Source organism: Kineothrix sp. IPX-CK (assembly GCF_039134705.1).
GTDB classification, from domain to species: domain Bacteria; phylum Bacillota; class Clostridia; order Lachnospirales; family Lachnospiraceae; genus Kineothrix; species Kineothrix sedimenti.
Genome location: NZ_CP146256.1, coordinates 2525494 through 2552105 on the forward strand (window position 1 = coordinate 2525494; position 26612 = coordinate 2552105).

Here is a 26612-nt window from a genome sequence, read left to right on the forward strand (position 1 = left end):
TTACTCCACTTTATAATATTATCAGCTCAAATCCCGTTATCGAAAAGGATATTCTGCCGGGGTCATTACCTTGTTCATAGGAAGCGCCATCTACATTTTTAATTGTGAGCTGTCCGGTTGAAGGGTCATATACTTTTTCCATAGTAAATGGCTTGGGGTCACCTATGTTGCATCCGGCCGTTATGTAATGTTCTGTTTCCGATGCGGTTATACAAAAATAAAAATTATCTGCTGTAAGGGCGGTATAGTCTGCATACACTGATTTTATATCAAAAATCAGGTTGTTATATTGCTTCCACTTATGGCTCGTCGTCGAAGACCCTCCATTATCATCATAAGAAAAAGATTGAGAAGTATATGAAGAATCTAAGTGTGTAATTACCGTAGGAACAGCATTTTGCATACCGTCATTATATCCTTGATTATAAGAAGCCTGGTTATCCGCTCCATTACCAGTGATTAACCGGCCATTTACCCAACTGGTAACACCTGCACTTAAATTATTAGCGGTAGCCGTAGCCTGCGTCTGACTCTCCAGACTATTAGCGGTTATTTTTCCAGAGCCGGTATGATAGCCTGACGGTATACTATAGCTTTGTCCGCAGTTTAAAGCGGCATTAACCGCTCCTTGATTCGCCATGCTGCCAGATATGTATTTATTGCCTACATATGCGGTATATCCTGTCAATAAGGATGTAGATACCGCATTGGCATTTGTTCCGATGCCTTTTATGTTATCCGTTAACGTATTAAATGTTGCCACTGCATCCGTTGATACTCCCTTGTCAGTGAGCGCGGATGCTAGAGATGCCTTACCGCTACTGACAGATGTAAAAACCTGTGTCATTTGGTCATCGAGGCTTTTTAGTTTGTTCTTGATTTCTGTTAGATCTGTTTCATTCGTGTTCTGCGCTGTCTGCAGACTATTGATAATACTGTAAATATTAGTAATATCCGCATCGGTAATATCCTGATAATCGGACAAATTTTTATTCGTTGTGGTCTGCTCATTTTGCAGATCAGTAAGAGATGTATTCGTCTCATTTTTATAATCAGACAATTTTTTATCCGTTGACTCCTGCCCCGTAAATAAATCTACTAGAGATTTATTTGTTGTATCTTTATAGCCAGATAAATTTTTATCTAACACCGTCTGCGAATCCTGCACATTTTTTAATGCCTTATCCGTAGCACTTTTATAATTGCTCAACTCTTTCTGCAGAGCTGTAAGTAATCCGGATAAGTCATTCACTTTACTAGCTGCATCCTTGGCAATATTCGATAATTCTGTATCTTTTGAACTCATGGAAGACTGCAGGTTACTAATCTTGTCCAATATGCTCTGATAATCCTTATTTATTTTATCGATTGCTGACAAAGTATCACTAATTTGTACATTTAGGGAATCCAAATTGCTTTTTGTAAGATCATCCATCGTAGATTCCAACTGGACAACAACCGTTGCCGTTTCATCAACATTTACATGAAGGGTCCTCAAATCCTCTTCAATATCGCTGATATCACTTGCGAGTGCCTGGTCTTCTTCGCTTAAATTCTCCTTCACATATTCGAGCCGTTCTTCCAGTTCTCCTATCGATGAAGAAATGTCAGTAAAGGAAGCACCTAACGCGATATTTTCTTTGATTTTAGTTAGGTCACTTTGAAGCTGCTCAATGGATTCATTCATCTTGTCAAGTTGTGCCATGATGTTTTTTATTATGATGGTGCTTACACCACCAGTCATTGTATTGACATCCTCTTCCTTTGATTCTGCTGTATCGCCAATAGTAACGGCAATATTATTACGGATGCTCTCTTCAAGAGCTTTGATTTGCTCATCGGTTAGAGAATCAATATTACTGCCAAGCAGGGCATTGTAATTATCTACCGCATACTGAGCAATCTCATCTATCTGACCTTCATTTAATAATACAATTTCCCCTGCAGCTATTTTTTCGGCGAGTAACGTCTTTAAATCTTCGGATTCTCCTACCTCGCTGACGAAACCATCGGAAACGACATATTCCACAAGATAATCTTTTACCTCATCGGCAATTGCTTGCCGTTCTTCAAGAGAATAACTTCCAGTTTCCACTGTCATTTGATCTGGCCATACATAATATAAGATACTGCCGCCCAGGGCTGCTAACACTGCAATTCCAGCAGCAATATTTTTACCACTTTTTAAGAAACCAGGTATTTTTATGCTCTTCATCATTCATCCTCCTCCAAGTTAGTGTTTGTTTCATCATTATCAGCAGTTGCAATTTCTGTTTCAAAGTCCTCAATCCTTTTATTTAAAAATATCTCATCTTCCTCCGTTAAGGAATTTTTTACTGAAAGGTCTACAATTTCTCCTTCCATCGCTTCATCGGTAATTTTCCTTAGCAACCTGTTTTTTGCTTCCTCTTCTTCAAAGACAATCTCATCTCCTTCCGACTCCTCTTCTGTCTCAAATTCATCAATATCCATTGCATCAGCCAGATCCATTTCTTCCGCTTTTTTGGGCTTGTAGATTTTCAGATAGTAATAAACGCCGCCAACAATTACTACAACAAGAATAATAATTGGCAGATCGCTCTTTTTGTCCTGCGTTTCCTTCTTTGACTCTGCTTCCTGCACTTCCGTATTTGACACTGTTTCCGTATTCTCATCCGCTGAACTGCCAAATAATGTCTCTTTGGTCTTCTTAGCATCTGCTCCCTCTGTTAATGCTAATAAATCCTCTTCTGTTACCTGATTGAGCAGATACACATTGTCCTGCGAACGAGTATTATCGATTACCATGTAAAATACGTTTTCATTTTTAGTGGTTATGGTATAAAATATTTTCTCTGCGGAGCTGCTTCCATCTGTTATGGTTGTCTCACCAACTGTTCCACCTCCCTTTTCCGCGGCTTCGCCAACTGTTTTTCCGGCGCTTGCCGTGGCTACTGCCGTATCCGTACCGTCTTGTCCTATGGTTACCTCTATTCCCACTTTTTCTATTGGTGCCGAAACCACCTGACTGGATATATTTCCGGCAGCATCTTTTACATACACAACATGGCTGCTCCCGGATTCTACAACAAATTCATTAGATGATCCGAATGCGTTCGGGTCATCCGAATCAATCGCATACATCAAACTGCCCGATTCATCATCCGATGCTCCTACTGTAATAGTCGTTAAATTATTATTAGCTTCTGCGACCTCAGCCGCTTCCGCTTGTAAAGAAAATAAATAAGTACCTAACAGCATCACGCTGCATATCATGAATATTTTTATACTCTTCATACTGTCCTTTCCTATCTATGGGGTTTTCAGTTTATTGATCTGTTCCTGTAGATTGTCAATTTGCTCCTGCAATCCTGTAATAGCCGATAAGTCTTTGTATATGCTCCATGTATAATAGGATGAATCATTAGGAGCAGCGGTTTCCGTTGTGCTACAGATACCTATATAAGTACTTGTTTCTGTAGGCAGCTCAGTCATGTTACTTCCGTCCGGATGATCCGAGTAACGTATATAGAGCTGGCTGCTGCTCCCCTTGTACTGACTCCATCTATAGCTACTTGCAGATGAGGGGGCGTAGGAAGAGGTCCCGGTATACACCCCGATGTATTTACTGCTGTCAGTAGGCGCATCAGACATATTTGCTCCAGTTGCATTTTCCGCATATTTAACGTGCATATAATAACTGGTGCCATCCTTTCCGTTTGCTCCCGCGGTTCCTGTAGCTCCCGCAGCTCCCTTTTCGCCTTTTTCTCCTTTTTCACCTTTCACCGCACTATTTATGCTTGTACTTCCTAAACTACTTCCGAGCGTATTAGTACCAGACGTTATTCCAGAGATAGGCGTTGTAGTATAACTCACGCTATTACTCCCCGTTGTACTGGCCAGGCCCACTGAATCGGTATCTTTTACAGTAGCACCGTTAACGGTAACACTTACCCGGTCTTCCAATGTTCCGTTATTGACTGCACTCTCCTCTAATTTCTGTTTCTTCGGTTCCACACTCAAAATAACGGGAGGAGTTGCGTCCACATTGGTAACGACAATCTCCTTTTCGCTTTCATTCCCGGCAGCATCTTTTACTTTTACTTTCCATGTGCCGTTTTGATTAATTTCATATTCAGACGCATCCACCCACCCGCTTTCCATGCTGTATTCTTCGCAAAGATAACAGTATTTCATAGCGGTTTTATCACTGGCAGTAACAATTATTTTGTTTTCCTGATACCATCCATCTTCCTGATTGCTGAGTGTGAGCGATTCTATGACAGGAGCTTTTTGATCCACGAGGATGATTTCTACATCTGTTGTTCCAATGTTCCCAACTTCATCCTTAACAAAAACAGTCCACGTTTCATTTTCTTTTGTCTGTATCACCTTTTTACTGCTCTTGTTAAAATCCTTCTCTTCCGGCTCCTGCCCGGAAGGCAGCATGGCATATGAAAGCTTTGTTAAAGGCGTATAATTATCAGCCGCTGTAATATTGGCAGTTATCGAAGTTTCTTCTATCTCTTCACGGCTGACAGGGTAATCACTCAATGACACCGTAACTTCCGGAGGAAGGCTGTCTGTTCCTTCAATAACAGCCTCCGCATCCTTTCCCGGTTCCGTACCGCGATACCGGAGCAAAGTTTTATTCTCGCCGGCAGTAACCAGATGATATTCTTTTTCTATGGTAGTAGTCTTTATCGTTTCCACTGTGATTTCTCCATTTTTTTCAGTATCACTGGAGACATCCTTGGAGCACAAAAAAACAGGCTGCTAAGGCCCGTTATTGTTGACGTACTATCATCATTTTTAGTTATTACCACCGGAATATCTTGTGTGCTGATATAAGTACCAGCTTCCGCGTGATACGTATCAATGCTTATATTTTTTATATCCGAGGCTGTAAAGGGAAGAACATTAAAAGATGCTTGATAAATGCTTTCCTCCTCTTTGTCCGGAAGGGACACTTGGCATCTGGCTAATAATCCGTCATTCTCATCTCCTTTAATTATTAGCGTACTGATACTACGGTTAAATTCATCCGTATCTCCGGTCAAATGAATATCTGGATTATCGCTGGCAGATTTCCAGTCTTTTTCTGACTCATTGTAATATTCCCAAATATATTCTACTGCATCAGGAAAATAACATTTTATTTCCCCTTCCTGTCCCGGGAGAACATAAATATCTTTCGGGATTACCGGTTCGGTAATGATCGGCTCCAAACTCTCTGGCTCTGGAAGCTCTGCTTCCGGAAGCAAAGTTTTTTGATTATCCTTACCTTCAGTTTCAGCATTAGGAACTTCATCCGGAACTTTAACTTCATTTACAATTTCCTCTTGTTCCCCGGCAGAATCAACCTCTGGCAAAGAAGCGCTTACCTCATCCACACTTTTCGTAAAATTCTTTTTATAAGCATCATACCCCACACTTCCCAGTAATGCGATACAGATGATACCGGCAAAAACAATAAACCATTTTCGCTTACGTTTCATTTGTTGTTTGATCTCCTTTCTGTCTGTCAACAAGCTTTAATGCTTCAATGATTGTTTTTTGTGATGAGATTAATTCCATGAATTTATCAAATTCTTCTCCACTCAAATTCTGACGATTAATCCGCTTCTGGATATCAAGACCTCTTGCTATTTCCCATTGTTCCTTATAGTCAGAGGCTTTTTTCTTGTGATTTTCATATAATAACTTATGCTTTTCCGCTGCCTCCATTTCTTTTTCATACAGCTTTTCAATTCTTTCAATATTCTGCATTAACATCCTCCTCTTTACTTAAAATATTCGATATCGAATATTTTAACTTGTCTTATTTATTCTCAATGACTACCGAGCTGCTGGGAATCATAAAAGTGGGATCTATGGGATTATCATTCGCATCCCTTACTTCAAGATGTAAGTGTGCTCCAGTGCTCCTCCCCGTATTTCCTGTTTCTCCCAGGAATTGTCCCCGCAGAACGGTATCTCCCGCTGTCACTTCTCTGGATGAAAGGTGCATATATTTAATGCTCCATCCGTTATCCATTGTGACAATGATATAATTTCCGGCCGTATCGCTGTAAGCCGATGTTGTTACCGTTCCCGCACAAGAAGAATATAAAGACGTCCCTTCGGGAACTGCTATATCAATTCCGGTATGAAAGGAACGTTCACCTGTTACCGGATGTATACGTTCGCCAAACTTACTGCTGATCAGGGAACCCCAATCATCGGGCAGACAGTTTGCGTATACCTGCTGTCCGCCGCTGGAAAGCATATACGTGTCAAAGGATTCCTTCTGGTCAGTATCTAAGCGTTCATTGATAATATCTTCCAAGGGCTTGACTTCAAGCGTTATGTAACAGATTCTGGCCATAAAAGTTTCCATTACCGGATTTCCTTCGGAATCATAGATGATTTCTCCGTATTCATCCCGCATGGCACGCTCCCTCGGTTCCTCTTTTATTTCTATGGTGAGGGTATACATTTCCTCAAATATGGAATCTATCTCTTCCTGGCATTTTTCCAAATCAAACTCTACATATTTTGCAGCCAGATAACTAATAAGCTCAATCGGATTATGATTGATATCACCTAAATTATAGATATATTCGTAGCAATCGGGATATTCTTCTGTCTCAATTTTGCTGATTCTCTCTTCCAAATCTGTTTCCAGCTTTTTCATATATGCGGTACAGTCCGATATTTGATCGTATCCCGCCTGATAGGTGCTTTTAATAATGGCTTCACCGCCCATTCCGATTGCAAGAAAGGCAAGAATAAAGATTCCTATTATGAGTGAAAAAATAATAATTATAATCGTCAAAAGAGAACTGGCTAGAGTAAAGAAGGTTTTTACGGCTTTTACCAGCCTTACAATAGCATCTTTAGCTCGGGTAAATAAGTTGCGGTGTCTGAGAACTCGTTGTCCTCCCTGTTCCATGCTCTTTTGTATAGCTGCTTTCTTGTATTTTTTCTTCTGAAGCTGCTTTTGAAGTTGCTTCTGCTCCTTAGGCAGTCCTTTATATTCGATTTCATCACGCCTAAGTCTATAATAGCTTGCTTTACTATTAGCGCGGTCAAGCTTTGCATAAGGATTTCTATATTTTTCTATAATTTTTTGAGACTTCTTAAGCTGTCTTTTCCCTTTATGCCATGCACTTTTTACATTATCCAATTCTGATTCATGAACCTCATCACGGTTATCCCTTCGGATTTGTGACCAACTACGCCATCCTGCACTTTTAGTTGTCTCATGTAGGGCCTGCCTTTTAAAACGCTTATTAGTTTTTATAGAATTATATTGCTTTTTTGAATATCTCTCTTTGCTAAACTTAAGCCTTCCTTCAATTTTAATTTCATCTTTTTCATTTATACTATATACTTTTTCAAACTTGAGCCGATATTGCCCCGGAAGCTTTTTTTTCCGTTTTTCTACCTTAGCATCAGCTTTAAATATTTTCTTATCATATTTTTCAAGCTTTTTCGCATATTTATTTTTAAATGGTTCTTCCTCTGTTACTCCAATCTGCTTTACATCACGGATAAATTTATAATTAGAATCTTTATCATTGACATTTTCCTCAGATTGACTAGAAGATTTTCCTTTTTGCCGATTGAACTTCCTCTCATTTGTATTTTGATCTTCAGATTCCGTCTTCTTTCCATCCTTGGTTTTCTGATGCGTTTCTGTTCTTTCTTGTTCATAGGAGCTTTTATACGTTGAATCGCTTTCAGAAGTATCTTCCTCCGGCTCCTCCGAACCAGAGGAAGAATATTGCTTTCTAAAATCATGAAAATCCGCAGTCACATTGATTGCTTTTTCTGCACCCTTTAAAGCGTTATATTCAAAATCCGCTTTTTTAGAGCTGACATTTTCCTGCTCGCCGGTTACAAGATTTTCCTGCACAAGTCCATCCCTGGACATCTTTTGTACAATCTTATCCTGAGCATTTATTTCATAATCCGGCATTATCTTCCTCCTCTTTATTTCTCCTAAATATTCGATATCGAATATTTTAAGATACTAATGCTTCCTCCGGTTTTGTGGTCATAACCTTATAAGCCAAAGTATTCCAGGGGAACTCATCGGTAAAGGGGATTTTTGTATTCCCTGCAAATAGCAGTCCTTTTCCCTGCTCGCCGGTTTTTATGTATCCCATCTCATCTTCCGATATATCTAAATGATCCGCCAAGATTCTTGCATCATCTCCTGCCTGGTTTAACATAGCAATAAAGTCTGTTGTATCAAGAATATTCTGTATTTCAGGGCTTTTAAATAGATCCTTGACGTTCTGCGTTATGCCGGTTGGAATACCGCCCCATTTACGAAACCGCTTCCATATATCCACCATATATGCGGCTGTCATAGGATTACGCAACAACACATGGAATTCATCAATATCTACCCATGTATATGCTTTTTTCTTTCGGTTCTCTGCGACTCTGTCCCATATACTTTCAGTGATGATAAGCATGGCCAAATCTCTCTGATTCTTGTCAATTTCCTTTAAATCAAAACAAACCAGCCGGTTGTCGATGTCCACATTGGTACGGTGATTGAAATAAGAAAGGGAACCGGTAACATAGCGTTCCAGCGCCATTGCTAAATCTTCCCCTACCTGCTTCGCCCTGCCAGTCTGCCTCATAAGTTCATTATATAAATCTTCCAAAATCGGCATTTTTTCCGGTACTGGATTAAGAGCAAACTCAGAATAAATTTTCTGACAGCAGCTATCAATGACACTTATTTCTTTTTTGGTTAAAGTTGATTTATTTCCTAAAATTAATTCACAGAATGAGATGACAAAATTTGATTTTGCCAGAATCGGATCATATTCTTTGTCTTCCTTATTAAGTAAAGAAAGATTGATGTGCATCGGGTTGATATAATATTGCGAATTCAAAGAAATTTTTATAACCTGACCACCCAAGAGACGAACCAGAAATTTATACTCACCTTCCGGATCAATAATCATCCTATCATCCTTTGTTCTTAAGAAAACATCCAAAATTTCTCTTTTCACAAAAAAAGTCTTCCCCGAACCAGGTTTTCCAAAGACCAATCCGTTGGGATTCATCAGATACTTTCTGCTTGCGGAAATAATGTTGTTAGATAAAGCATTAATGCCGTAATACTGCCCGTATTTTGTAAATAATTCTGAGGTTGTGAAAGGTATGAAAATTGCTTTGTTTGTTGTCGTAAAGCTCCGCTTTATCTCAATACTATTATTTCCAAGCGGAAGAGCCGACATATACCCCTGTTCCTGCCTATTGTCCAGTTTTACCAAGCTACACTGATAAGGAGCAAGTACACCGTTACACTCAAATTCAAATTCATCAATATCCTTTTTATTCTTGCCCGTTAATATCACGGTTATTGTTGTATTCATGAGCCTTTCATTGCGCTTTTGCAGGTCTTGTGTCAGCTTTGCGGCTGCCTCTTCATACATAACAAGATCTGGAGGTAGGATGTCCATGTCATAACCACCCTGCACTGCCTTTTTTTGCTCCCTCACTTTCATCTGCTGTATATCTGACAGCTCTTCTTTTACAAGCGTAAGCGCTTTTCCCTGTTCATAAACGTCCCCATGCAAATTAATCATCATGTTACGGTTAAGGGCCAGCAAGTCAGCAATAACCCGGTCTTCCATATCAGATGCCATAATTTTAATATAGTACGCAGCCCCCATACGATCACCGACACGGAAATATCTGCTGGCATCTAACTTGGGACCGAATTTAAAATCAAAGGAACTCGGCGCAATAAAGTCCTTGCTGGATAAACCTGTTTTTACCGGCATATCCCAGTTCCAAAGAAACTTTTCTTTTGTTCCGGGATGGAATATTTGATGCAGGAGCTTCAGCCGTTCATATCCATCAAGTTCCTTTGACTTGCAATTAAACTTCATAAGGCTTTTCTGCACCGCCGTTGTAACCTTTCCCAGCCGGATCTTCGCATCTTTATAAGTATCTACCTTTACACCGTAGGTTAAATATCGTTCCTTGCGGATATCATTAGTTCCTTTTGCCAATTGCCCGAGCAGCATATCCGAATACTCTTTTCTAATCAGATCATAATCATCTCCCTGCAGAGGGATTTTAAAATCCTTTGCGTATTCATCTTTATCAATTTCCTGATTATAATAGCTGAATTGAAAATGAATGGTGGAATCAAAATAATTGATAAGATCGCACCAGCTCTCAAAGATCTGGTTCTTATCTTCCCTGTCTAAAAGCTGATAAGTAACATCATCAAAGGCAATTGTTTTGGTAAAATAACCCGGTGTAGATTCAAAGATACCATCTGCATACGGTATTTCGTACGGAATCGTTTGCTGTGCAGATTCCGGTATTTTTCCGTTTCTCTTGGCCTTTTTTACCGCTTTTTCCAGCTCTCTTTTAGTTCTTCTATCGATGGGTCCATGACTCGGTACTACTATTTTTCCCGTTTTGTTTAACGGGCTGTTTTTCCCAAGCTTAGCATTAGGGTTATCTTTTATTTCCTTTATGGTTGTATTCCCATTTTTGAGCAAAATTCTTTCTACCTCCTTATTCAATTCCTCCTGCAACCTCATACAGTCATATAGATTCATTGTTTTATATGGACGCTCTTTATTTCTAATAAAACGTGTCTCAATAAAATATTTAAGATGCTTCTCAAACGGTAAGCCGTCCTTTGTATATTGTGCAGCAAAGAACTCAGGGACCATAATAATAAACATAAGTATAGCGGCGTTGGTTGTACCTATTTTATCTTTAGTATATATGTACGCTGCTATCCCAAGTGCGCCGGCAGCCACAAAAAAAATGAGCTGCCTGATCGTCAGCCCGAATGCTACCGTTTTTTTTACTTCGGAAAAGTCTTTAGTCATTTCAACATAAGGCAATGATAAACCTCCTTTCTTTCACACAAAATATTCGATATCGAATATTTAATGTGCATTAAATACTGATGCAGATATATTTCCGCACTTAAATAAAGTAAATACTAACACAGCACCGCCCCCCACTATCTCAATGAGTTTCTGGGTTAAATCCCCATTTGCCACATCGCTCAATCGGGAACTATAAATCATTAAGCAGAGCAGCATGAAAAAGCTTTGAAATGCCAATGCCATAATTTTACGGGTATAGTTATATCCCATCTGTCCCCATTCCTTGTTAAGAAAAGTAGCAAACGGGATGGAGGCTGCTGAAGAATAAATAAATATTTCCAGGAACCATGCATTGATAGCTACATAGATTGCAATAGCCAATATATAGGTGATCAGCCATGCGATGCCAAGAAGAATAACCGCACCAATCAATCCCGGAATACTTTCACTGGCCAGCATATCGCTGATATCAACTGTATTGCCCACATCTACGTCAGGTACCCGCGACATCTTTCTGGTCGCGTAATTACCCAATTCAAAAAATGCCATAACGATTCGAAAGCTGTTACTTAAAACCAAAAGTGCCACAAACGCTTTAAGCAAGACCATGATAAGCTCTTTCGGCGTAATGATTTTCATGCTGTTAGAGTCAGAAACTAACTGAATCAATTCATAACAAAAAACATAAGTAATAATGATTCCCGCGATCGGAAAGATTACAGTTTCGGAAAGATTCTGTATCAAATCTACCGTACCCCCCGACCACTGCGAAGGTGACTGGCTGATAATTCCTCCGGCTTCGTTCATTTTATTGTTCATGTTAGTAAACAAAGAATTATAAATGCCGGTGCAGCTTTCAATCAGTTTATCTCTTACTGCCTTTTCTATATCTTCTACCATTGACGCAAACCAGGTACTTTTACTGTCTGTAACTACATTTGCCATTCAGAACACCACCTTAAATCGAGAAGAACTCAGCCAACTTCGGTACAAGAAGTATTCCAATGAGAAAAATTCCTCCTCCGCCCATTAGCTGACCCATTCCATCCTCTTTCTTGGATGCGTTATGCTGGCTGTGTCCACTTGCAAAGTTTATGCCTCCTATCACTGCCATTCCAGCTCCGAATCCACACACAAGCAATTTCATAACATTAATGACTTCCGTAAAAAACTCCATAATTTTATTCTCCTTTAATTTGTTTTTAGCAATAAAAAAACTTCAAGACAGCATATCTTGAAGCGTACACAATTAGTTGCTATTTAGTTTCAGTTGTAATGCTTCGATATTTTAAAATATTCGATATCGAATATTTTAATCAAGACACATCGCCCAATGGAATAGTTGTATAAACATCGTTTTTATACATTTTTAGACTTCCGGGTTCAAATGCCAACTCTTTTTGAATTCTCCTCCTTTCATACTCCTTCCAGTCAAATTTATTCTTTTTATTGTAATCAGATAAATACTTATATCTCGGATGAGATTTTGTATCGTACTTATCAGAGTAAAATGGCGGCAGGCCTGATATTTCTACAATACACTTATTTCTCGGCATTACATTTAGTTCAAACACCGATTTGAGCTTTCTTGCCACCTTATTAAAGTTTCTTCCAGAGCTGCGTGTCTGGCTATAGGTTTCTGACTCATTGAACAAGTCAATGGTCTGTTCTCCTAACGATTCCTCCAAGTCTTTCAGTGTCGTTTTTTCCTTGCCGCCCAGAAAGATTGTCGTATCACAGTTACCTATGATTGTTTCTGCATGGTCTTTATATATAGCTTTTAACTGTGATTTGGTCTGTACGAACATCATGGCACTGATCAACCGGCTTCGTATTGTGGCTATTAAAATTTCCCACTGAGGTATTTTACCGATATTTGCAAATTCATCGATGATAAATTGTATCGGAGTAGGCATTTCTCCTCCATACTGGATATCCGCGACATTACAAAGGACATTAAACATTTGTGTGAACAAAATAGCAAGGATAAAATTAAACGTCTTGTCTGTATCAGACATAATGCAATAAAGAATTGTTTTCTGTCCAGGGTCCCCAAAGGTATCAAATTGTAAATCATCATACGCCATAAGATCTCTGACCTTATCCATATTAAGCGGCGACATCATGGCACCGAGCGTTATCAATATACTCTTTGCCGTCTTGCCGGCTGCGATCTGAAAAGTTTTCCATTGTCTGACAGAAAAATGGTTTGGCTGCTCTTTTTCCAAGTCCTCAAATAATAGGTCAATAGCATTTTTAAAGTTCTCATCATCTTCGCGGATCTCGCAGGCTAAGAACATTTCCATTATAGTTGATACATTCTGTTCTTCTACCGGAGCTTCTTTCCATATATAAGAAATAAATGCACTTAAACAAAGTATAGCGCCATTATCCCACGTCGGATCTAATGGCGGCCCTGCCTGTTCTCCTTTCAAATTTTGGTACAGAACATTAGCCAACGTTAGTACATCCTCTTCTTTTCTTAGATATGCAAAAGGATTATAGTGCATGGAATTTGAAAAGTCCTTTACATCAATTACTTTGATATTATATCCCAGCTTTTCAAAGAGGTATCCCGTTTGCGGCAATAATGTCCCCTTGGGATCTGTAACAACATAACTGGCATATGCTTGCATCAATGCCGGCTTTACAAGCTTGTATGTCTTTCCCGTACCAGTGCCTCCAACACCGAGCACGTTCTTGTTACGGTTCAATTCAAAATCGTCCATCTTAGGATTCATTGATAAAAATTCCGTCTGTGAGAAAATCATATTATTAGAGAAATCCTTATCTATGTAGGGTTCAATGTCTTCCGGCGTTCCCCATCTGGCAGACCCATATTCTTCTCCCGGCCTGAAGGTCTTTTTATCAAGGTTGCGGCTGTATATATAAAATTTCAAGAATATAGCAGCAAGTAACCCATAAAGCAATTCCTCTCTATTCCATCTTGGAAATGTCATATAAATATACTTTATATTCTCAGTGAAAATAATTATATCGCTTCCACATAAGCGATAAAGTTCTAAGATTCTGGTTATCAGTACTCCAAAAAGGATATAAGGGATAATACCAATTAATATATTTTTTTTATATACTATGAACGGGTTAATCAACTTTTCTATCATAGTGATCTCTCTTCCCGGTGTTTACCTTTCATCTTTTCCCGGCTTTCATTATGCTTTTTAACCCAATCACGAAAAAAGTTTATTTTACCTCTTACCGAACTGCGACTACTTGCAGACGCATCCTTTCCGTTTTCAGCGGCCTTTTCTTTTTTCGCTTCATTTACAAAATATTCTTCGGTTGCCTTTTTGAAAAAGGTATTAACAATATCTGTATTCTTTGCATTAAAAAACATGTAATACTCATTTTTCGATTTATCATACATGGCGGTATATTTTATTCCGTATTTCCTGCACAATTTGTCAAGAGGCTTCATAACTCCCTGCATGATAGGCACTTCAATTCCAACTACATTACCTTTTTCCTGTAGCGCTTTCATTGAAATATTCTTAGAAGAATACTGTTGGCCCTCATGCGTCATATCTAAGAACTTTTTCATGGCCTTTATAATTCCCTTAAGGCCAAACTTTCCCATTTTAAAGGTCAAACAGATTCCCTTCCAGCTACCTTTGATAGTTGTTTTCCCGGCTTTCACTGTTTTTACTGTGGCTCCTGGTAACTTATTGACCAGTTGTGATGCCGTATCATCTGCTAAGCTTGGCATATGTTTCTCCTTTCCACTAAGTCATATTTCTAAACTAAAATTGCATATTTGGTGCTCTTATTCTATTAGTCATCTGGCAATACCTCCCCTCCTGAACTACCCTCCTCTCTCATACTGAAATACAAATTCCTTTCATATAAAATAATCTCATCTATAGACATATATTTATATGCAAGACTCCGTAAATCCTTTGATTTACTTGAAATATATCCTCTTATCTTGTAATCCAGCTTATCTGACCATTTCATGCGCTATCCTCCATAAAAATATTCGATATCGAATATTTTCGCTTTAAATTAATTAAGTCTCAGTTTTCCGCACAAAAAAACTACCAACCTAAATATTAATAGTTAGTAGTTTTTTTAATAATCATCCAATAACTTGAATTTTGTCAATTTTACATAATGCTTATACATCGTCCGGAAGTTTTATATTATTATAAATATCAAATGCAATTTCGCACTCCTCTTCCGACAAGCCTGTTTCGTTTACTAAATGGCTTACGACTGCTTCTTTTGAGCCTATTTCTACTATCATTTTTTTGAATGACTTAATTGTTTCAATCGTTCTCTCTAATTTCTCTTTCGATAAATTTTCCATAGCAACAACTCCTCTCCCAAATATAAATAATCTAAGTTACAATTGGTAAACCAATTCTGATTTATACATTTAGGATACAGGAATTTCTACCAACTATCAATATTAAGTTTTCAATGTTCATAAGCTTACTAACTAATTTACCGTCTCATAATAAAATTTAATCGGTATATGAGTTTCCTTGATAATTCCATATTTCTTTGATAAGCGATATGTAAATTCTTTCTCCAAACGTTCAGGGATAGTTATTATCTGTTCCCTAAATTTTTCCAAAGTTAAAGTACTTTTATAAAAATTACACTCTCTACACGCTGGCATGTAATTACTCATATTATCTGCACCACCATACCAGTATAAAGATTGCACGTGATCAACTTGCATTTCACCAAGCTCCATCTCACAGCCACAATAGGCACAATGACCATTATATTTTTCATAGACCTTTATTCGAATTCTTTTAGGGATTGCTTTTCTCTTTACTTCGGTATTGCCCATGATTTCCTTTCCACCGCTACTGCGGTAAACTTTTAATTTTGTGTTAAAACTCTAAGCATATTTTGAGGCGGCCTTTGTAAAGGTAAGCCTTTTAAATTTGAATACTCCAATATCTCTTTAGCATTTTTATATTTTTGATGATTATGGAGAATTAATGCATAATTGCAACTAAGACAATCATTATCACCAAAAAAGCCTATTTCCTGTTGGTAAGCATAAAACTTTTTAGATTTAAACCATCCTTCATTCATATTGGGGGCAATTCCTTTAATTTCACACCACCTTAAGTATAGATCCTTAATAAAAGCAAATCTTTCGTTTACAAGTTCAGTATCCATTTTCTTTCTGACTCTATAATGAAGTTTGTATGAGCCAAGAACGTCAACTTCTCCAACTACTTTTCCGCACCCACCTTTATTCTTTGTTTCATAAATATATGCTTTAATGTCTTCAAGAGGATACCCCACATCCATACCCTTAATAACCTTTTTTCTAAATTCATGCAATTTATATCCACTAAAAATCATTTGGGTGTATGGCGGGTTAATGCTGATTATTACATTCATATAGTTTACCTTTCTTTCATAAAAACTTAAAATCAGAAGTTTGGCAAAATATTCGATATCGAATATTTTAATCTTCTATAATTGTTATCTAATTTTTAATAATTCTTTTTCTAATTCTTCAAAATCATAATCATGCTGCTTAAATCCATTAAATGAAAAAGCATCGCTCTGTATCTTCGCTGACCCCTTTGGAACAGTTTGTAATTTATAAAAACAAGTAGTCACATAGTTTTGCATGTTATAGATCGTTCCCGATCCGTTAGCAGATATGTTGTCCAGTACTTGCCGAAAGCTTCTCTCTGATAACTTAGCATATATTGTCTGTTGAACCTTCTCCGCCGGCATTTGAACATTATCAATTTTGTGACTCTCTTTTGATAATAGAAATAAATTAGCAAGGCAATGAACAACCAGATCAACAATCTCTAAATCATATTGGCTGGATGCAACAATATTTTCGTAATTTATTTTTTCTTGAATTATTTTCCTAATATCTTCTTCCCTACTGTTATTAGATGATGATATATAATTTACATCATCATCTATATTAGTCTTATTAGATTCCATATTATGGACTTCCGGAATTCCATTTTCCGGACTTCCATATTTAGGACTTCCTTGTAGTTGCGGCGTTTTAGGGAATTCCATATTATGGACTTCCAGATTCTGGACTTCCGGATTTCTATTTTCTGGACTTCCGGATTCAGGACTTCCAGATTCTGGACATCCTTGTATCTCCGGCATTTTATCTGATAACACCTCTTCCTCTTCATTTGTTAAAATGAAGTTCTTAACATAAATCATAGCTGCCTGATTTGGTCGTCTTTTCTTTTCAATAAGACCAAATTTTTCTAATTCTTGCATGAATCTTACCGCTATTGTTTTTGATACTCTAAAATCTTCTGTTATACTATCAATAGTGTAAATTACATAGACTCTCCTACTTTCATCAAGCCATTTATTCTTTCTTGACAGACTCATACGATCCAAGAGCAATCCATAAAGAATCTTTGCACCATATGATAACTCCTCAAACCTGGAGTCTGTAAAAAATAACTTCGGAACTTTTACAAAAGAAAATTGTTCGCTTTCATCCCCTACAAAGTAACTAAAGGCCAAATCGTTTGTAAACAATATTCTTTCCCCCTTTCTCGCAAGCACAGCTCCTTTCACCTGCTGTCTGAAAAGACAGCAGGCACACTATGGCTTACAGTTATGTGATATATTTTATTTGGTAAAGCACACGACTTTATTCCTCCCACTAAAAAAGGGCAGCTGCACAGCCACCCTTTTTTGTACGGGTTATTTAGGAGGTACCCGTACACATCTATATTTTATGCGATTGCAAAATATAGCTAATTATAAATCATACCAGAAAACAACCATTTCTTTTCCTTCTACATTTATGTATCTCTTAATAGATGTCCAGTTGGAAGGGATATATTTAAACTTAAATTCTTTAAAAGGAACGATTTTATTTTTCTTTCCCCCGGGCATCGATCTTCCAAATACTAGCTCATTAGGTTTTCTTATGTCATTGCCAAATATATCAACCATTACCCGTTTATTATAGAAGTTCATTCCCTTCTTATTTAAACTATCTATGTCAAATTTCTTCCATAATATTTCATCATTTGGAGATTTCTTTAATTTTTCTTTTGCAAGAAATCTTCTTATATCTGATATTAGTCTGCTTACTATATTACTAATCCATCGAGAAACACCCAGCCAGACCACTGAAAGTATTGCAACTGCGTGAAACAAAAATATAAAAGTATAAGGAGAAATAGTTATTACCTTATTAGCCACACCTAAGAATACCGCTGCTATTAGACTGATTCCCATTAACCATAATATTATTAAAAAGAGTGTAGAATACTTCATATTTTTTATTCTATCGTCATAAAGTTCAATTTTCTGATACACTCATTTACCTCCTCTAATCCTGCCAATCAATAAGTTCCAGATTATCTGTGATATTGCCTATTACTTTCGCATAATCCTCTAGCGAGCTTATAGGCATATCTGGGAGTCCCTTTCCCGCCGCGTAAAAACCAACACTATCCATATAGCACTTATCTACTAGACAATATGCTTGGTAAACACCATATTTTATAATCATGTTGTCTGCCACTATTTGTCCTCCTAAGTAGCTCTCGATTATATCTCCCTCAAATACTTCTTATCCGGGTATATCAATTTTTCACGTTGATCGCCTACCTGACAATGCTCTTATAGCAGTTTCAAACCATTATTTTATTATAACGTTGGTTTTCGCTTGTATAATAAATTTAGCCCATGAAGGGCAACATCGACCTCATTTGTTCCTAAAATATTCATTTTACTCCTTCCCTTTATAGTATTGCTCATACCAACGCGGCTCTCTTACATATCCTTCACTATTCTTTTGCATATTTTCCTGAAAAGAACACTTTTGGGGGTTATCACATTCGAATTTTTCACTTCTGTAAAAAGGACATTTATTAATATCCCTATCAAGTGTACATTTCACGAAATCACCTCTTTCTAAATTATTATCATAATACACTTTATTTCCATTACTACTATTATTATCATAATTACTATATATAATAATTTACAAAACATTTTGAAAATCAACCATTTTATTTCTTGCTTTTCTTTAAAATTATCAGTTAGCAAATAACTTCTTAAATCATAAGGTACCTTCATTTTTATTTCCTTTCTGCTGATGAACAATTAACATTAGCTATAGTGGTAAGGCAATTTTTACAAGTAATATTTTTCATATAGGAAAAGTTAAATGTAATAGCAAATGCATATATATTAAAACAATTTCATATATTGATAAAAAATAATTATGGTACATTTATGAAAATGCAGAATAGAAGCGCATTAATTATTTTTATACTTATTCCTTTGGCTATTGGCTCATTATCAGCACTTATTAGTGGTAATATGTCAATGTACTACTCATTAAATAAGCCAGCTTTTAGTCCTCCGGCTAATCTCTTCTCCATTGTTTGGACTATACTTTATATTTTAATGGGAATTTCATCATACATAATATACATTTCGGGAAATCCAAATACCACCAAAGCATTATATGTATACGCACTTCAACTGTTCTTTAACTTTTGTTGGAGCATCATATTTTTTGGTCTCTCTCAATACTTATTTGCTTTTATATGGTTGCTTATATTAATATTATTAATAGTTAAAATGATTCAGCTTTTCTACAAAATCAGTCCAATAGCAGCGTATCTACAAATTCCATATCTAATATGGTGTATATTTGCTGCATATCTAAACTATGTAATTTATAAGATGAATTAGTTAGTTATTAACCGGTTGGAAAAATAATACCAAGCCCAGCCGGTTAACTCAGCTATATAAATAGATCAGCCGCTTCTTTTGGCGCTTTCTCATAAAGCCATTTATTCTTCTCATAATTTCTGAAGCCTTCCACGTCAAAAGTTGTTTTGTAAGAATTACAACTCCTGCAAGCTGGCATCATGTTGTCCATAGTGTCCGTTCCGCCTATTCTTAGCGGCTTTGCATGATCCACCTGCATCTTGCTAAAATCAATCTCACAGCCACAATAGGCACAGTGTCCATCATATTTATTATGTATTTCTGTCCTCTCTGCTTTAGATAACTTTCGTCTTTTTATCACTTTAATTTCAACGGCCATCTGTTCTCCTCTCTTAAATCTCAGGTTAATCCTTATCCCAATCTGGTTTCCACTTATCAAAGTTCGTTTTTTGTTCTTCTTTTGTTCTGCATGGGTTTTTGCATTTATTAAAACAATCATTGAGTTGTTCATCACATTCCTTGCATACTCCATATTTATTAACACACGGAAGCATTGTTCCACACACGTTACATTTTTTCATAAATTACAAATCCTTTCTGTGTTAAATTCTAAATTAGATAGCATTACCTAACGCTTTTATTATGCTGACTTTTGCTCTTTGCGCACTATCTTGTCCATACATGGTATGAAAAATAATGTCGTCAATAACTTTATTAATTACCTGTCCATTCCAATATCAAATAATGTTATCTGTGATTTATGCTCATTTAGTCTTTTTGAAGATAAGTCGTAATAACCTTTTTCTTTTTCAAAAGCTACGAAGTCATACCCCAAATCATAAAATGCTATCAAGCTACTTGCGCTGCCCGTATGGGTATCAAGTAATTTCCAACCTGGCTGACAAAAGTTATTTAGGATCCACTTGTATAATGCTACTGGTTTTTGTGTCGGGTGGATCCTTTTTTCATTTAATGCCTTATTGCCTTGCATAATATCTCCATGCTCAATAGACTTTCCTTGTAACATTCCATTCCACATAAACTTAAACATTCTTACTGCAGAGTTGAAAGAAGTCCATGCTAATTCGCAATCGGCCCAGTTCGTAGTTCCATTACATTTATCCCATACAATCCAACATGAGCTATTTTTACCTATTTCCTCAGCGAAATAGTTACCGCCAAATATAATCTGATTCTTGCTTACACGAAACAATTCATCAAAATACTTTTGGTCTGTTTTTTCCTGATTCCAGATGGAGTAATCATATTCGGGGTGTGGACCTACTCCTCCCTGAGACTTTCCATTCATATACCCGCCTACTTTTACATCTCCATACACTGGATCCACTATTGCAAGATCAAAATACTTATCTGGAAATTCTCTCATTCCATCCCTACAGTCCATGTTATAATATCCAAAATCTAACACTCCCTTATCTCCTCTAACTACTAATTTAATTAATAATTTTTTTCTCTCTACACATACTAATTACATAAAGGAGGTCAAACGCATGAAATCAACTAAAAATAAATCTATACCAACCACGCCTGACGGTTCCTGGGAGGGCACACAGCCCAAACAAAGTTTTAAAACCCCTGGGACTCTTACAACCGACCTACAATACGACGACTATCCAGATTCGTCACCGCTTCCCAACAAAGAAGAGGAGGAAGGCCCGAGAGAGGATTAATGCACTCTCGGTACATAATTCTCCGGGACCGCAATTATGTGTTGATTTTGATTGCTATTATTGTTTCTTCTGAACTTCAACCATCCTCCTGATCTTAAGTTTAAAACACGGAGCCAAAAGAACACATTCCACCGGCAGCCCAAAATATACACCTCGCTCATCTACACATACTATCCGATCATCTTCCTTTCGGCTTCCAGCACAGGCAGCGCAAAAGTTGTTATATCTTAATACACACATTTATGTTCCCTCCTTTTTGCAGAAGGCAGCGGCAGAAGCCAGTCCCGCCTCCTGCGGTATGTAATGCCGGCCGACGCCGGGCGCATTACCTATTAACTTCTAATTTAAGTAACCTAATTTATGGATTACTTGAAGTTTCTATCATTGCCGCTCTGGTTCTCTTTTTTATAGCGTCTTGCATTGCCATGCGGCTTAAGTCCTCTGGTGTCAGCTCTGTTATATCAATATCCCTTCGTGGTGCGTCTGTCGGGAATATCTTTTGAGCTTGGATAAAAGCGCACATAAAATTGTCTAATTCTTCATAAAAGACATTGCGGTAAAACTCAAATTCAAGTTCTATCTCTATCTTTTGGGCTTTGGTGCAGTAAATACCTATTTTCTGTCGTGTTCCATGACTTTTATAATACTCCCGCCCCGCCGCCGCTCCGATAACCTTATACATGCATTGCTTAAGTAGTGTAATCTCATGCTTTCCTTTGTAGCTGAATAAAAAATACTCTACCTCTTCTGTTTCTAGCTCTTCCAGTGTCTCTATGCCGTTCTTTGCTAACAGCTTATCCAGCATGGCTTGCGCCGTTGATTTTTCCCCGCCCACACCACGTTCTGCCAATGCTTGTAACTTTTTGAGGCGCTGTAGTATCTTTTCATTCATTTTAACCTCCAGTAGTAAAGTTTTAGTTTATCGAATAACATAAATACTCGATAGATAAGCTAACCCCCATTTCTTTACCACATTTTGGGCATTCCACAACACTGTTATCCATATTGCCATTACAAGCTTCTCTACCATCAAATACATGATGACAGTAGATGCACTCACAATCATCCATTCTTTGTGTACTATCAGCTACCATTTTAACCGGAGAACTGTCAGGTAATATCTCTGGATAATCCTGAACGCTCATCTGTCCTGGAAGCTGCTGATCTACATTGCTGTCCGGTTCCACAATATTCTCCGGTTCCGGCTGCGATTTTACTTTCAGCGAAATATATAGATTAATTAACTTAATCAGATGCGCCCATGTGATTTCCTCTGCCCTTCCAATCTTAACTCCACGCGGAGAGCATTGATAATTTAATCCACCACTATTTCCACCAGAGTGTCCCTTACCCAAGTATTGTATAAGCAGTTCCTTTAAATTACTTCTGTTATCGTCATAGTTCTTAGCATGGATATCATAAAATTTTTGTATTTCTGCTTCCGAAGGTTCTTTAACCTTTTTTTCTTCCCTTGCAATTTTTCTAATTTCAACTACTGTCTGCTCCGGTTTGATTTCTTCCTTAATCTCGTCAGGAAGCGCAAGCATTTCTTGGAGCTGCGATTTATTAAAGCCAGCATATTTCTCGTCTAATAGCGGAGTATCTCCATTTACTGAAAATGCATCATTCATCTGCATATAATTGCTTGCTGCAGGCTGTGATAGACCAAACTCTTCCTTGGCACATTCCCATATATTTTGATAATTCCCCTCTTTGTATAGCTCATTCTCTTTGATATGCTTTAGATAATAACCAATGGCAACGAAGGATTTTCTTACTCCATGAAAGTTGTCGCGAATGATATCCAATGAATCCTCATATCCTACATCCCGATACCATTCTCCGTTCTGGTCCTTAAAGATTGGACTGGTGAAAATGGAAGTGTAATTATTCACTTCCACCGAAGGCATTTTTCTACTCATCCTGTGACTATGCCTCCTTTATAAATTCTTGCGTGAACTGTTCATAGGCAGCCGCCACTTTTCCTGTTCCGTCATAAAGATAGATGCTTTTTCCGGATGCCGGGGCTTCCTCTGCTGTTACTGCCCTGGGAATATGCGTGTGATAAACATTTATATGCTGCCCATAGGCTCCTTCTACTACCTTTTTAATTTCTTTGAAGTTATTCGTCTGAGGATTTGCAAGTGTTAGCAGAATACCTTCAATTGTCAGTCTTGTATTCAATCCTCCCGTTACGACCTGATTAATGGTATTAAGAAGCTGCTCTAAGCCCTTTACACTGTAGAACTGCGCCTGGACTGGTATCAGTACGCTATCGGCTGCCGTAAGTGCATTTAAGGTGATAATGTCCAGACTCGGTTTACAGTCCAATAATATATAATCGTAATTATCAGAGATCATTTGAATATATTTGTCGAGGATCTTTTCTCTGCCTATATAGACAGCCAGCAACTTCATTTCCATAGTTGCCAGTTCTATGTTGGCCGGGAGAATATCAATACCTTCCTGGCTGTGAATGATTCCATAATCATTGGCTATTGTGTAATCCTTTTCTATGACTCTGTCGAGCACGTCACTTACAGTAACTTCGAGCATGTCCGGATTATAGCCCAAAGATTGCGTTGAGTTCCCCTGCGGGTCAAAGTCTATGAGCAAGACTCTCTTCTTTTTCCTCGCAAGACCAACACCTAAACTAATGCATGTCGTGGTTTTTCCTACTCCACCCTTTTGATTCGCAATCGCAATAATTCTACCCATTTTATATTCCTCCTTAATATAAAATAAATTTGTGTATAAAAAAAAGACTTCATTGAAGCCTTTTATTACCTGAGATAAAGAGTAACTATCTATTAATAATTTGCGTTTGTATAACTATATTTCTGTATCAAAAAACTACTAACCTAATATTTCAGAGTTAGTAGTTGATTCATTTTTCTGTGTTAACGATTAACTTGAAAATGCCGTAACAAAAAAGCATATTGAACTAATCAGCGCTAACGGCGTCATAAAATATTTTTCTTTTTTACTATTGGAGAGAAAATTCATACCCGTATTAAGCAATAAGTATATTGCAAAAACAATACAAATTACTTTTGCCGATTTTAATGGAAATGGCAGCTGAATGATATCTCCTGCATAAAGAATCGTAAATACCGCCACAAGTTGAAGAATAAATGAAATGCCACTCATCGCTCTCATTTTAACTGGCAAAATTTTATACTTGCCACCTAGTGTAAATTCTCCCAAGGGTAATCCTAAAGTTACTAATAATGTCAATATTGCTACTAAGCTAAATAATATGGCCCCAAATATTGAAAACAGATGCATTCATCTACCCTCCTCATAATTTAATTATATAATCAGAATACTGTAATTCCTACCAACTATCAATATTAAGTTATCAATGTTCAGCAATTTGTTAACACTAATTTATAGACAAAATTTCTGCAAATAAAAACTACCAGCTTAATACTGATAGTCAGTAGTTATATTACTCATTCGATTTTTATTGGCTTCTCATTATATTCATACTGCAAATGGATCATTATTTGGATCAGAGTTCCAAATATATTCAATCTGTTCAGCAATTTTCTGCGCCTCATTCATACCGAATCTTTCGGCCACAAAACCTAATGCCATATCTATTCCAGCAGACACACCGGAAGATGTGTAGTATTTTTGATCCGCAACCCATCTGGCTTTTTCAATCCATAAAACATCCGTGTTGATTGATTTAACCCATTCAAAAGCCTTTTTATTTGATGTAGCCTTTCTATTATTCAAAAGTCCCGTTTTCGCAAGTAACGCAGAACCTGTGCAGACCGAAAGACAATACTTTGATTTTATAATCATTTCTGATAGTTTTTCAATAAACTTAATATCATTCACTAAAGAGCGTGTTCCTCGTCCGCCCGGAATCAATAGAATTCCGTAAGAATCGGCATCTTCAATACTCTCTGTTAATACTCTGATACCCTGTCTGCTTGTAATCGTTCCACCTGAAACTGAAATATAACGTAGCTTGTATTGCTCAATACTTCCCAACACTTCAGCCGGACCAAAAGCATCCAATGTTTCAAAATCAGGAAACAATAAGATATTTACATCCATAGGAATGCTCCTTATCTTCTCAATTATATAAATCATCTTAATGAATAGAATATCACCATACTTACTAACCATCAATATTAAATTATCAATGTAGATAAACTATTTGAATCTAATTTAAAATTGAATACTAATCAATAAAATGATATAGTATAGTTACTTACACAACAGTTTATTGAAAGGGTTAAAAATTGAAAAAGAAAGTAATGCTCATCACCTTGGCAATTATGATATTTCTTATTGCTATAGGTATATTTGTCTTAGTTAATGCAAGCGCCTATGGTTGGGATGCTGCTAACGCCGCAGTAAATGCAAATGGCGGTTCTATGGATACAGAGAGAATGTATATGATAGCGGCCTCAGCTACAAAAAGTTATCAGATTATTGGTGGTAGTATTTTAGCGTTAGGTGGTTTAGGTACATTATTGTTTGCATATGGCTTCTATAAGCAAATTTCTAAATAAACTAATTATCAATTTCATTATGACTTTTAATTATCTATCTGCTACAATTTAAATTTTATTATTGTATTAACTATAATGAAAGGATCGCAGTGTGCAAAAAATCTTAAAGGCATATATCCCGTTTATCGCATATTCTTTTTGTATCATTCTGGCATACTTTGTTGCATTTTACTTACTCCCAAAGTATAATGAACCACTGGCTTATTTAGGCTTTCTAGTAATTTACATCTATATTTACTGTGGAGTATTCATTATCGGTTTTTGTATGGGAAGAATCACTGTACGACGCCTCGGTAACATTAATACTATAAAAAGCCTCGCGTTAGCGATAGTATCCTTTTTTATAATGCTATTTATTGGTTCTCTCAAAGATATTTTCACTAACTTGTATTACCATTTTCCAATAACTCCGCCATTTCTCTTTGATGCTATATCCGATATCGACAGCCTTATTGTCTCTATTGGGACATTTGTTTCGTTTTTAATTGGAGAAACTATAAGCATTGTAGGTTTTAACTCAAACAAGCAAGCTTCTGTTTAAATAATCAACGACATCTGTTTATGGAGCCTTTTATTACCCAGGATAAAGAGTGACTATCTATTAATAAATTGCGTTTGTATAACTACGTTTCGGTGAAGGTCTCAGAATTGTTCAGGATAATCTGGATTCGAAGAACTTTTATGCGTTTAACCCTGCGTTCGATAGGTGTAAAAATTAATACAGAACCTAAAAAATCGGATTTCAGCCTCAAAAGCCTGAAATCCGATTTTAATCTCTCTCCTTTTTTGAAAACCTTTCATGTAATTATATAAAACATGATTATAGCCACTATGTATGTGTTCCAAACAGGGACGTTAGACGT

29 protein-coding genes and 1 pseudogene are annotated in these 26612 nt (G+C 37.1%); 4 read left to right on the forward strand and 26 right to left on the reverse strand.

From position 1 onward, the window contains the following. Positions 1-10: 10 nt before the first annotated feature. The 18 genes from V6984_RS12255 to V6984_RS12340 all read right to left on the reverse strand — a co-directional run bounded on the left by V6984_RS12255 (position 11) and on the right by V6984_RS12340 (position 18366). Complete coding sequence (locus tag V6984_RS12255; protein ID WP_342755920.1) at positions 11-2218, reverse strand: hypothetical protein; 2208 nt, start codon at positions 2216-2218, stop codon at positions 11-13. Next, positions 2215-3276: a CD1107 family mobile element protein gene (locus V6984_RS12260; protein WP_342755921.1), complete on the reverse strand. Its 1062-nt coding sequence runs from the start codon at positions 3274-3276 to the stop codon at positions 2215-2217. Before V6984_RS12260 ends, V6984_RS12255 begins: the two co-directional genes overlap by 4 nt. Before the next feature lie 15 nt (positions 3277-3291). Continuing rightward, complete coding sequence (locus tag V6984_RS12265; RefSeq protein ID WP_342755922.1) at positions 3292-4692, reverse strand: hypothetical protein; 1401 nt, start codon at positions 4690-4692, stop codon at positions 3292-3294. After that, positions 4680-5477 (reverse strand): hypothetical protein, encoded by a 798-nt coding sequence (locus V6984_RS12270; protein WP_342755923.1) that lies wholly within the window; start codon positions 5475-5477, stop codon positions 4680-4682. The genes V6984_RS12265 and V6984_RS12270 overlap by 13 nt, the downstream gene beginning before the upstream one ends. Beyond that, a complete protein-coding gene (locus V6984_RS12275) occupies positions 5467-5748 on the reverse strand; it encodes a hypothetical protein (protein ID WP_342755924.1) in 282 nt (93 codons plus the stop codon). The genes V6984_RS12270 and V6984_RS12275 overlap by 11 nt, the downstream gene beginning before the upstream one ends. A gap of 52 nt (positions 5749-5800) precedes the next feature. Next, the gene (locus V6984_RS12280) at positions 5801-7942 is read right to left on the reverse strand and encodes a CD1108 family mobile element protein (RefSeq protein WP_342755925.1); all 2142 of its coding nucleotides are present in this window, start codon (positions 7940-7942) and stop codon (positions 5801-5803) included. A gap of 46 nt (positions 7943-7988) precedes the next feature. Beyond that, positions 7989-10859, reverse strand: coding sequence for a VirB4-like conjugal transfer ATPase, CD1110 family (locus V6984_RS12285; protein WP_342755926.1), 2871 nt, complete (start codon positions 10857-10859; stop codon positions 7989-7991). Between the two features lie 45 nt (positions 10860-10904). Then, positions 10905-11792, reverse strand: a complete 888-nt coding sequence (locus V6984_RS12290; protein WP_342755927.1) for a VirB6/TrbL-like conjugal transfer protein, CD1112 family — start codon at positions 11790-11792, stop codon at positions 10905-10907. A gap of 13 nt (positions 11793-11805) precedes the next feature. Continuing rightward, positions 11806-12024: a Maff2 family mobile element protein gene (locus V6984_RS12295; RefSeq protein ID WP_342755928.1), complete on the reverse strand. Its 219-nt coding sequence runs from the start codon at positions 12022-12024 to the stop codon at positions 11806-11808. A 139-nt stretch (positions 12025-12163) separates the two neighbouring features. Continuing rightward, the gene (locus V6984_RS12300) at positions 12164-13807 is read right to left on the reverse strand and encodes a VirD4-like conjugal transfer protein, CD1115 family (protein ID WP_342755929.1); all 1644 of its coding nucleotides are present in this window, start codon (positions 13805-13807) and stop codon (positions 12164-12166) included. A 161-nt stretch (positions 13808-13968) separates the two neighbouring features. Then, positions 13969-14574, reverse strand: a complete 606-nt coding sequence (locus V6984_RS12305; RefSeq protein WP_342755930.1) for a DUF3801 domain-containing protein — start codon at positions 14572-14574, stop codon at positions 13969-13971. Between the two features lie 65 nt (positions 14575-14639). Continuing rightward, positions 14640-14822, reverse strand: a complete 183-nt coding sequence (locus tag V6984_RS12310) for a hypothetical protein (protein ID WP_342755931.1) — start codon at positions 14820-14822, stop codon at positions 14640-14642. A gap of 160 nt (positions 14823-14982) precedes the next feature. Then, on the reverse strand, positions 14983-15174 hold the full coding sequence (locus tag V6984_RS12315) for a hypothetical protein (protein WP_342755932.1): 192 nt from the start codon (positions 15172-15174) through the stop codon (positions 14983-14985). 132 nt (positions 15175-15306) lie between these two features. Next, positions 15307-15666 (reverse strand): HNH endonuclease signature motif containing protein, encoded by a 360-nt coding sequence (locus V6984_RS12320; RefSeq protein WP_342755933.1) that lies wholly within the window; start codon positions 15664-15666, stop codon positions 15307-15309. Between the two features lie 32 nt (positions 15667-15698). Next, on the reverse strand, positions 15699-16232 hold the full coding sequence (locus V6984_RS12325) for a hypothetical protein (RefSeq protein ID WP_342755934.1): 534 nt from the start codon (positions 16230-16232) through the stop codon (positions 15699-15701). Positions 16233-16316: 84 nt separating this feature from the next. Beyond that, positions 16317-17393, reverse strand: a complete 1077-nt coding sequence (locus tag V6984_RS12330; RefSeq protein WP_342755935.1) for a replication initiator protein A — start codon at positions 17391-17393, stop codon at positions 16317-16319. A gap of 198 nt (positions 17394-17591) precedes the next feature. Beyond that, complete coding sequence (locus tag V6984_RS12335; protein WP_342755936.1) at positions 17592-18158, reverse strand: hypothetical protein; 567 nt, start codon at positions 18156-18158, stop codon at positions 17592-17594. Between the two features lie 13 nt (positions 18159-18171). Continuing rightward, complete coding sequence (locus V6984_RS12340; RefSeq protein ID WP_342755937.1) at positions 18172-18366, reverse strand: hypothetical protein; 195 nt, start codon at positions 18364-18366, stop codon at positions 18172-18174. A 716-nt stretch (positions 18367-19082) separates the two neighbouring features. Between V6984_RS12340 and V6984_RS12345 the strand changes: the two genes are divergently transcribed. Next, positions 19083-19547 (forward strand): TspO/MBR family protein, encoded by a 465-nt coding sequence (locus V6984_RS12345; RefSeq protein ID WP_425324208.1) that lies wholly within the window; start codon positions 19083-19085, stop codon positions 19545-19547. 52 nt (positions 19548-19599) lie between these two features. Here V6984_RS12345 and V6984_RS12350 read toward each other — a convergent pair whose 3' ends face one another. Then, positions 19600-20058 carry an HNH endonuclease signature motif containing protein gene (locus V6984_RS12350; RefSeq protein ID WP_342755938.1) on the reverse strand — a complete coding sequence of 153 codons (459 nt, stop codon included), beginning with the start codon at positions 20056-20058 and terminating at the stop codon, positions 19600-19602. A 186-nt stretch (positions 20059-20244) separates the two neighbouring features. Beyond that, positions 20245-20955, reverse strand: coding sequence for a DNA methyltransferase (locus tag V6984_RS12355; protein ID WP_342755939.1), 711 nt, complete (start codon positions 20953-20955; stop codon positions 20245-20247). 82 nt (positions 20956-21037) lie between these two features. On the opposite strand from V6984_RS12355, the gene V6984_RS12360 reads away from it, so the two are divergent. Next, on the forward strand, positions 21038-21217 hold the full coding sequence (locus V6984_RS12360) for a hypothetical protein (protein WP_342755940.1): 180 nt from the start codon (positions 21038-21040) through the stop codon (positions 21215-21217). Positions 21218-21274: 57 nt separating this feature from the next. On the opposite strand, the gene V6984_RS12365 is transcribed toward V6984_RS12360, so the two are convergent. The 6 genes from V6984_RS12365 to V6984_RS12390 form a co-directional block, all read right to left on the reverse strand. Continuing rightward, positions 21275-21457, reverse strand: a complete 183-nt coding sequence (locus V6984_RS12365) for a hypothetical protein (RefSeq protein WP_342755941.1) — start codon at positions 21455-21457, stop codon at positions 21275-21277. Positions 21458-21575: 118 nt separating this feature from the next. Further along, on the reverse strand, positions 21576-22109 hold the full coding sequence (locus V6984_RS12370; RefSeq protein ID WP_342755942.1) for a DUF2786 domain-containing protein: 534 nt from the start codon (positions 22107-22109) through the stop codon (positions 21576-21578). Between the two features lie 22 nt (positions 22110-22131). Further along, on the reverse strand, positions 22132-23139 hold the full coding sequence (locus V6984_RS12375; RefSeq protein WP_342755943.1) for a hypothetical protein: 1008 nt from the start codon (positions 23137-23139) through the stop codon (positions 22132-22134). Between the two features lie 7 nt (positions 23140-23146). Next, positions 23147-23935, reverse strand: a complete 789-nt coding sequence (locus V6984_RS12380; protein ID WP_342755944.1) for an AAA family ATPase — start codon at positions 23933-23935, stop codon at positions 23147-23149. A gap of 189 nt (positions 23936-24124) precedes the next feature. Next, positions 24125-24505 carry a hypothetical protein gene (locus V6984_RS12385; protein WP_425324209.1) on the reverse strand — a complete coding sequence of 127 codons (381 nt, stop codon included), beginning with the start codon at positions 24503-24505 and terminating at the stop codon, positions 24125-24127. A 198-nt stretch (positions 24506-24703) separates the two neighbouring features. After that, positions 24704-25288, reverse strand: a complete 585-nt coding sequence (locus tag V6984_RS12390) for a DJ-1/PfpI family protein (protein WP_342755945.1) — start codon at positions 25286-25288, stop codon at positions 24704-24706. Positions 25289-25476: 188 nt separating this feature from the next. Between V6984_RS12390 and V6984_RS12395 the strand changes: the two genes are divergently transcribed. Together V6984_RS12395 and V6984_RS12400 are read left to right on the forward strand one after the other, a co-directional pair. Next, complete coding sequence (locus tag V6984_RS12395) at positions 25477-25749, forward strand: hypothetical protein (protein ID WP_342755946.1); 273 nt, start codon at positions 25477-25479, stop codon at positions 25747-25749. A gap of 626 nt (positions 25750-26375) precedes the next feature. Beyond that, positions 26376-26468 (forward strand): annotated as a pseudogene (locus V6984_RS12400) (manganese catalase family protein); the annotation flags it as partial. Positions 26469-26612 lie beyond the last annotated feature (144 nt).

Excerpts from the sequence above, each read along its gene's own strand:
- V6984_RS12305 (WP_342755930.1), bottom strand. The coding sequence starts at position 14,574 with ATGCCAAGCTTAGCAGATGATACGGCATCACAACTGGTCAATAAGTTA.
- V6984_RS12300 (WP_342755929.1), bottom strand. The coding sequence starts at position 13,807 with ATGACATTTCCAAGATGGAATAGAGAGGAATTGCTTTATGGGTTACTT.
- V6984_RS12360 (WP_342755940.1), top strand. The coding sequence starts at position 21,038 with ATGAAATCAACTAAAAATAAATCTATACCAACCACGCCTGACGGTTCC.
- V6984_RS12295 (WP_342755928.1), bottom strand. The coding sequence starts at position 12,024 with ATGGAGTTTTTTACGGAAGTCATTAATGTTATGAAATTGCTTGTGTGT.
- V6984_RS12375 (WP_342755943.1), bottom strand. The coding sequence starts at position 23,139 with ATGAGTAGAAAAATGCCTTCGGTGGAAGTGAATAATTACACTTCCATT.
- V6984_RS12260 (WP_342755921.1), bottom strand. The coding sequence starts at position 3,276 with ATGAAGAGTATAAAAATATTCATGATATGCAGCGTGATGCTGTTAGGT.
- V6984_RS12270 (WP_342755923.1), bottom strand. The coding sequence starts at position 5,477 with ATGAAACGTAAGCGAAAATGGTTTATTGTTTTTGCCGGTATCATCTGT.
- V6984_RS12345 (WP_425324208.1), top strand. The coding sequence starts at position 19,083 with ATGAAAATGCAGAATAGAAGCGCATTAATTATTTTTATACTTATTCCT.
- V6984_RS12315 (WP_342755932.1), bottom strand. The coding sequence starts at position 15,174 with ATGGAAAATTTATCGAAAGAGAAATTAGAGAGAACGATTGAAACAATT.
- V6984_RS12380 (WP_342755944.1), bottom strand. The coding sequence starts at position 23,935 with ATGGGTAGAATTATTGCGATTGCGAATCAAAAGGGTGGAGTAGGAAAA.
- V6984_RS12275 (WP_342755924.1), bottom strand. The coding sequence starts at position 5,748 with ATGCAGAATATTGAAAGAATTGAAAAGCTGTATGAAAAAGAAATGGAG.
- V6984_RS12280 (WP_342755925.1), bottom strand. The coding sequence starts at position 7,942 with ATGCCGGATTATGAAATAAATGCTCAGGATAAGATTGTACAAAAGATG.
- V6984_RS12365 (WP_342755941.1), bottom strand. The coding sequence starts at position 21,457 with ATGTGTGTATTAAGATATAACAACTTTTGCGCTGCCTGTGCTGGAAGC.
- V6984_RS12255 (WP_342755920.1), bottom strand. The coding sequence starts at position 2,218 with ATGATGAAGAGCATAAAAATACCTGGTTTCTTAAAAAGTGGTAAAAAT.
- V6984_RS12290 (WP_342755927.1), bottom strand. The coding sequence starts at position 11,792 with ATGGCAAATGTAGTTACAGACAGTAAAAGTACCTGGTTTGCGTCAATG.
- V6984_RS12370 (WP_342755942.1), bottom strand. The coding sequence starts at position 22,109 with ATGAATGAAAAGATACTACAGCGCCTCAAAAAGTTACAAGCATTGGCA.
- V6984_RS12390 (WP_342755945.1), bottom strand. The coding sequence starts at position 25,288 with ATGGATGTAAATATCTTATTGTTTCCTGATTTTGAAACATTGGATGCT.
- V6984_RS12325 (WP_342755934.1), bottom strand. The coding sequence starts at position 16,232 with ATGAATGTAATAATCAGCATTAACCCGCCATACACCCAAATGATTTTT.
- V6984_RS12350 (WP_342755938.1), bottom strand. The coding sequence starts at position 20,058 with ATGGAGTATGCAAGGAATGTGATGAACAACTCAATGATTGTTTTAATA.
- V6984_RS12385 (WP_425324209.1), bottom strand. The coding sequence starts at position 24,505 with ATGCATCTGTTTTCAATATTTGGGGCCATATTATTTAGCTTAGTAGCA.
- V6984_RS12310 (WP_342755931.1), bottom strand. The coding sequence starts at position 14,822 with ATGAAATGGTCAGATAAGCTGGATTACAAGATAAGAGGATATATTTCA.
- V6984_RS12320 (WP_342755933.1), bottom strand. The coding sequence starts at position 15,666 with ATGGGCAATACCGAAGTAAAGAGAAAAGCAATCCCTAAAAGAATTCGA.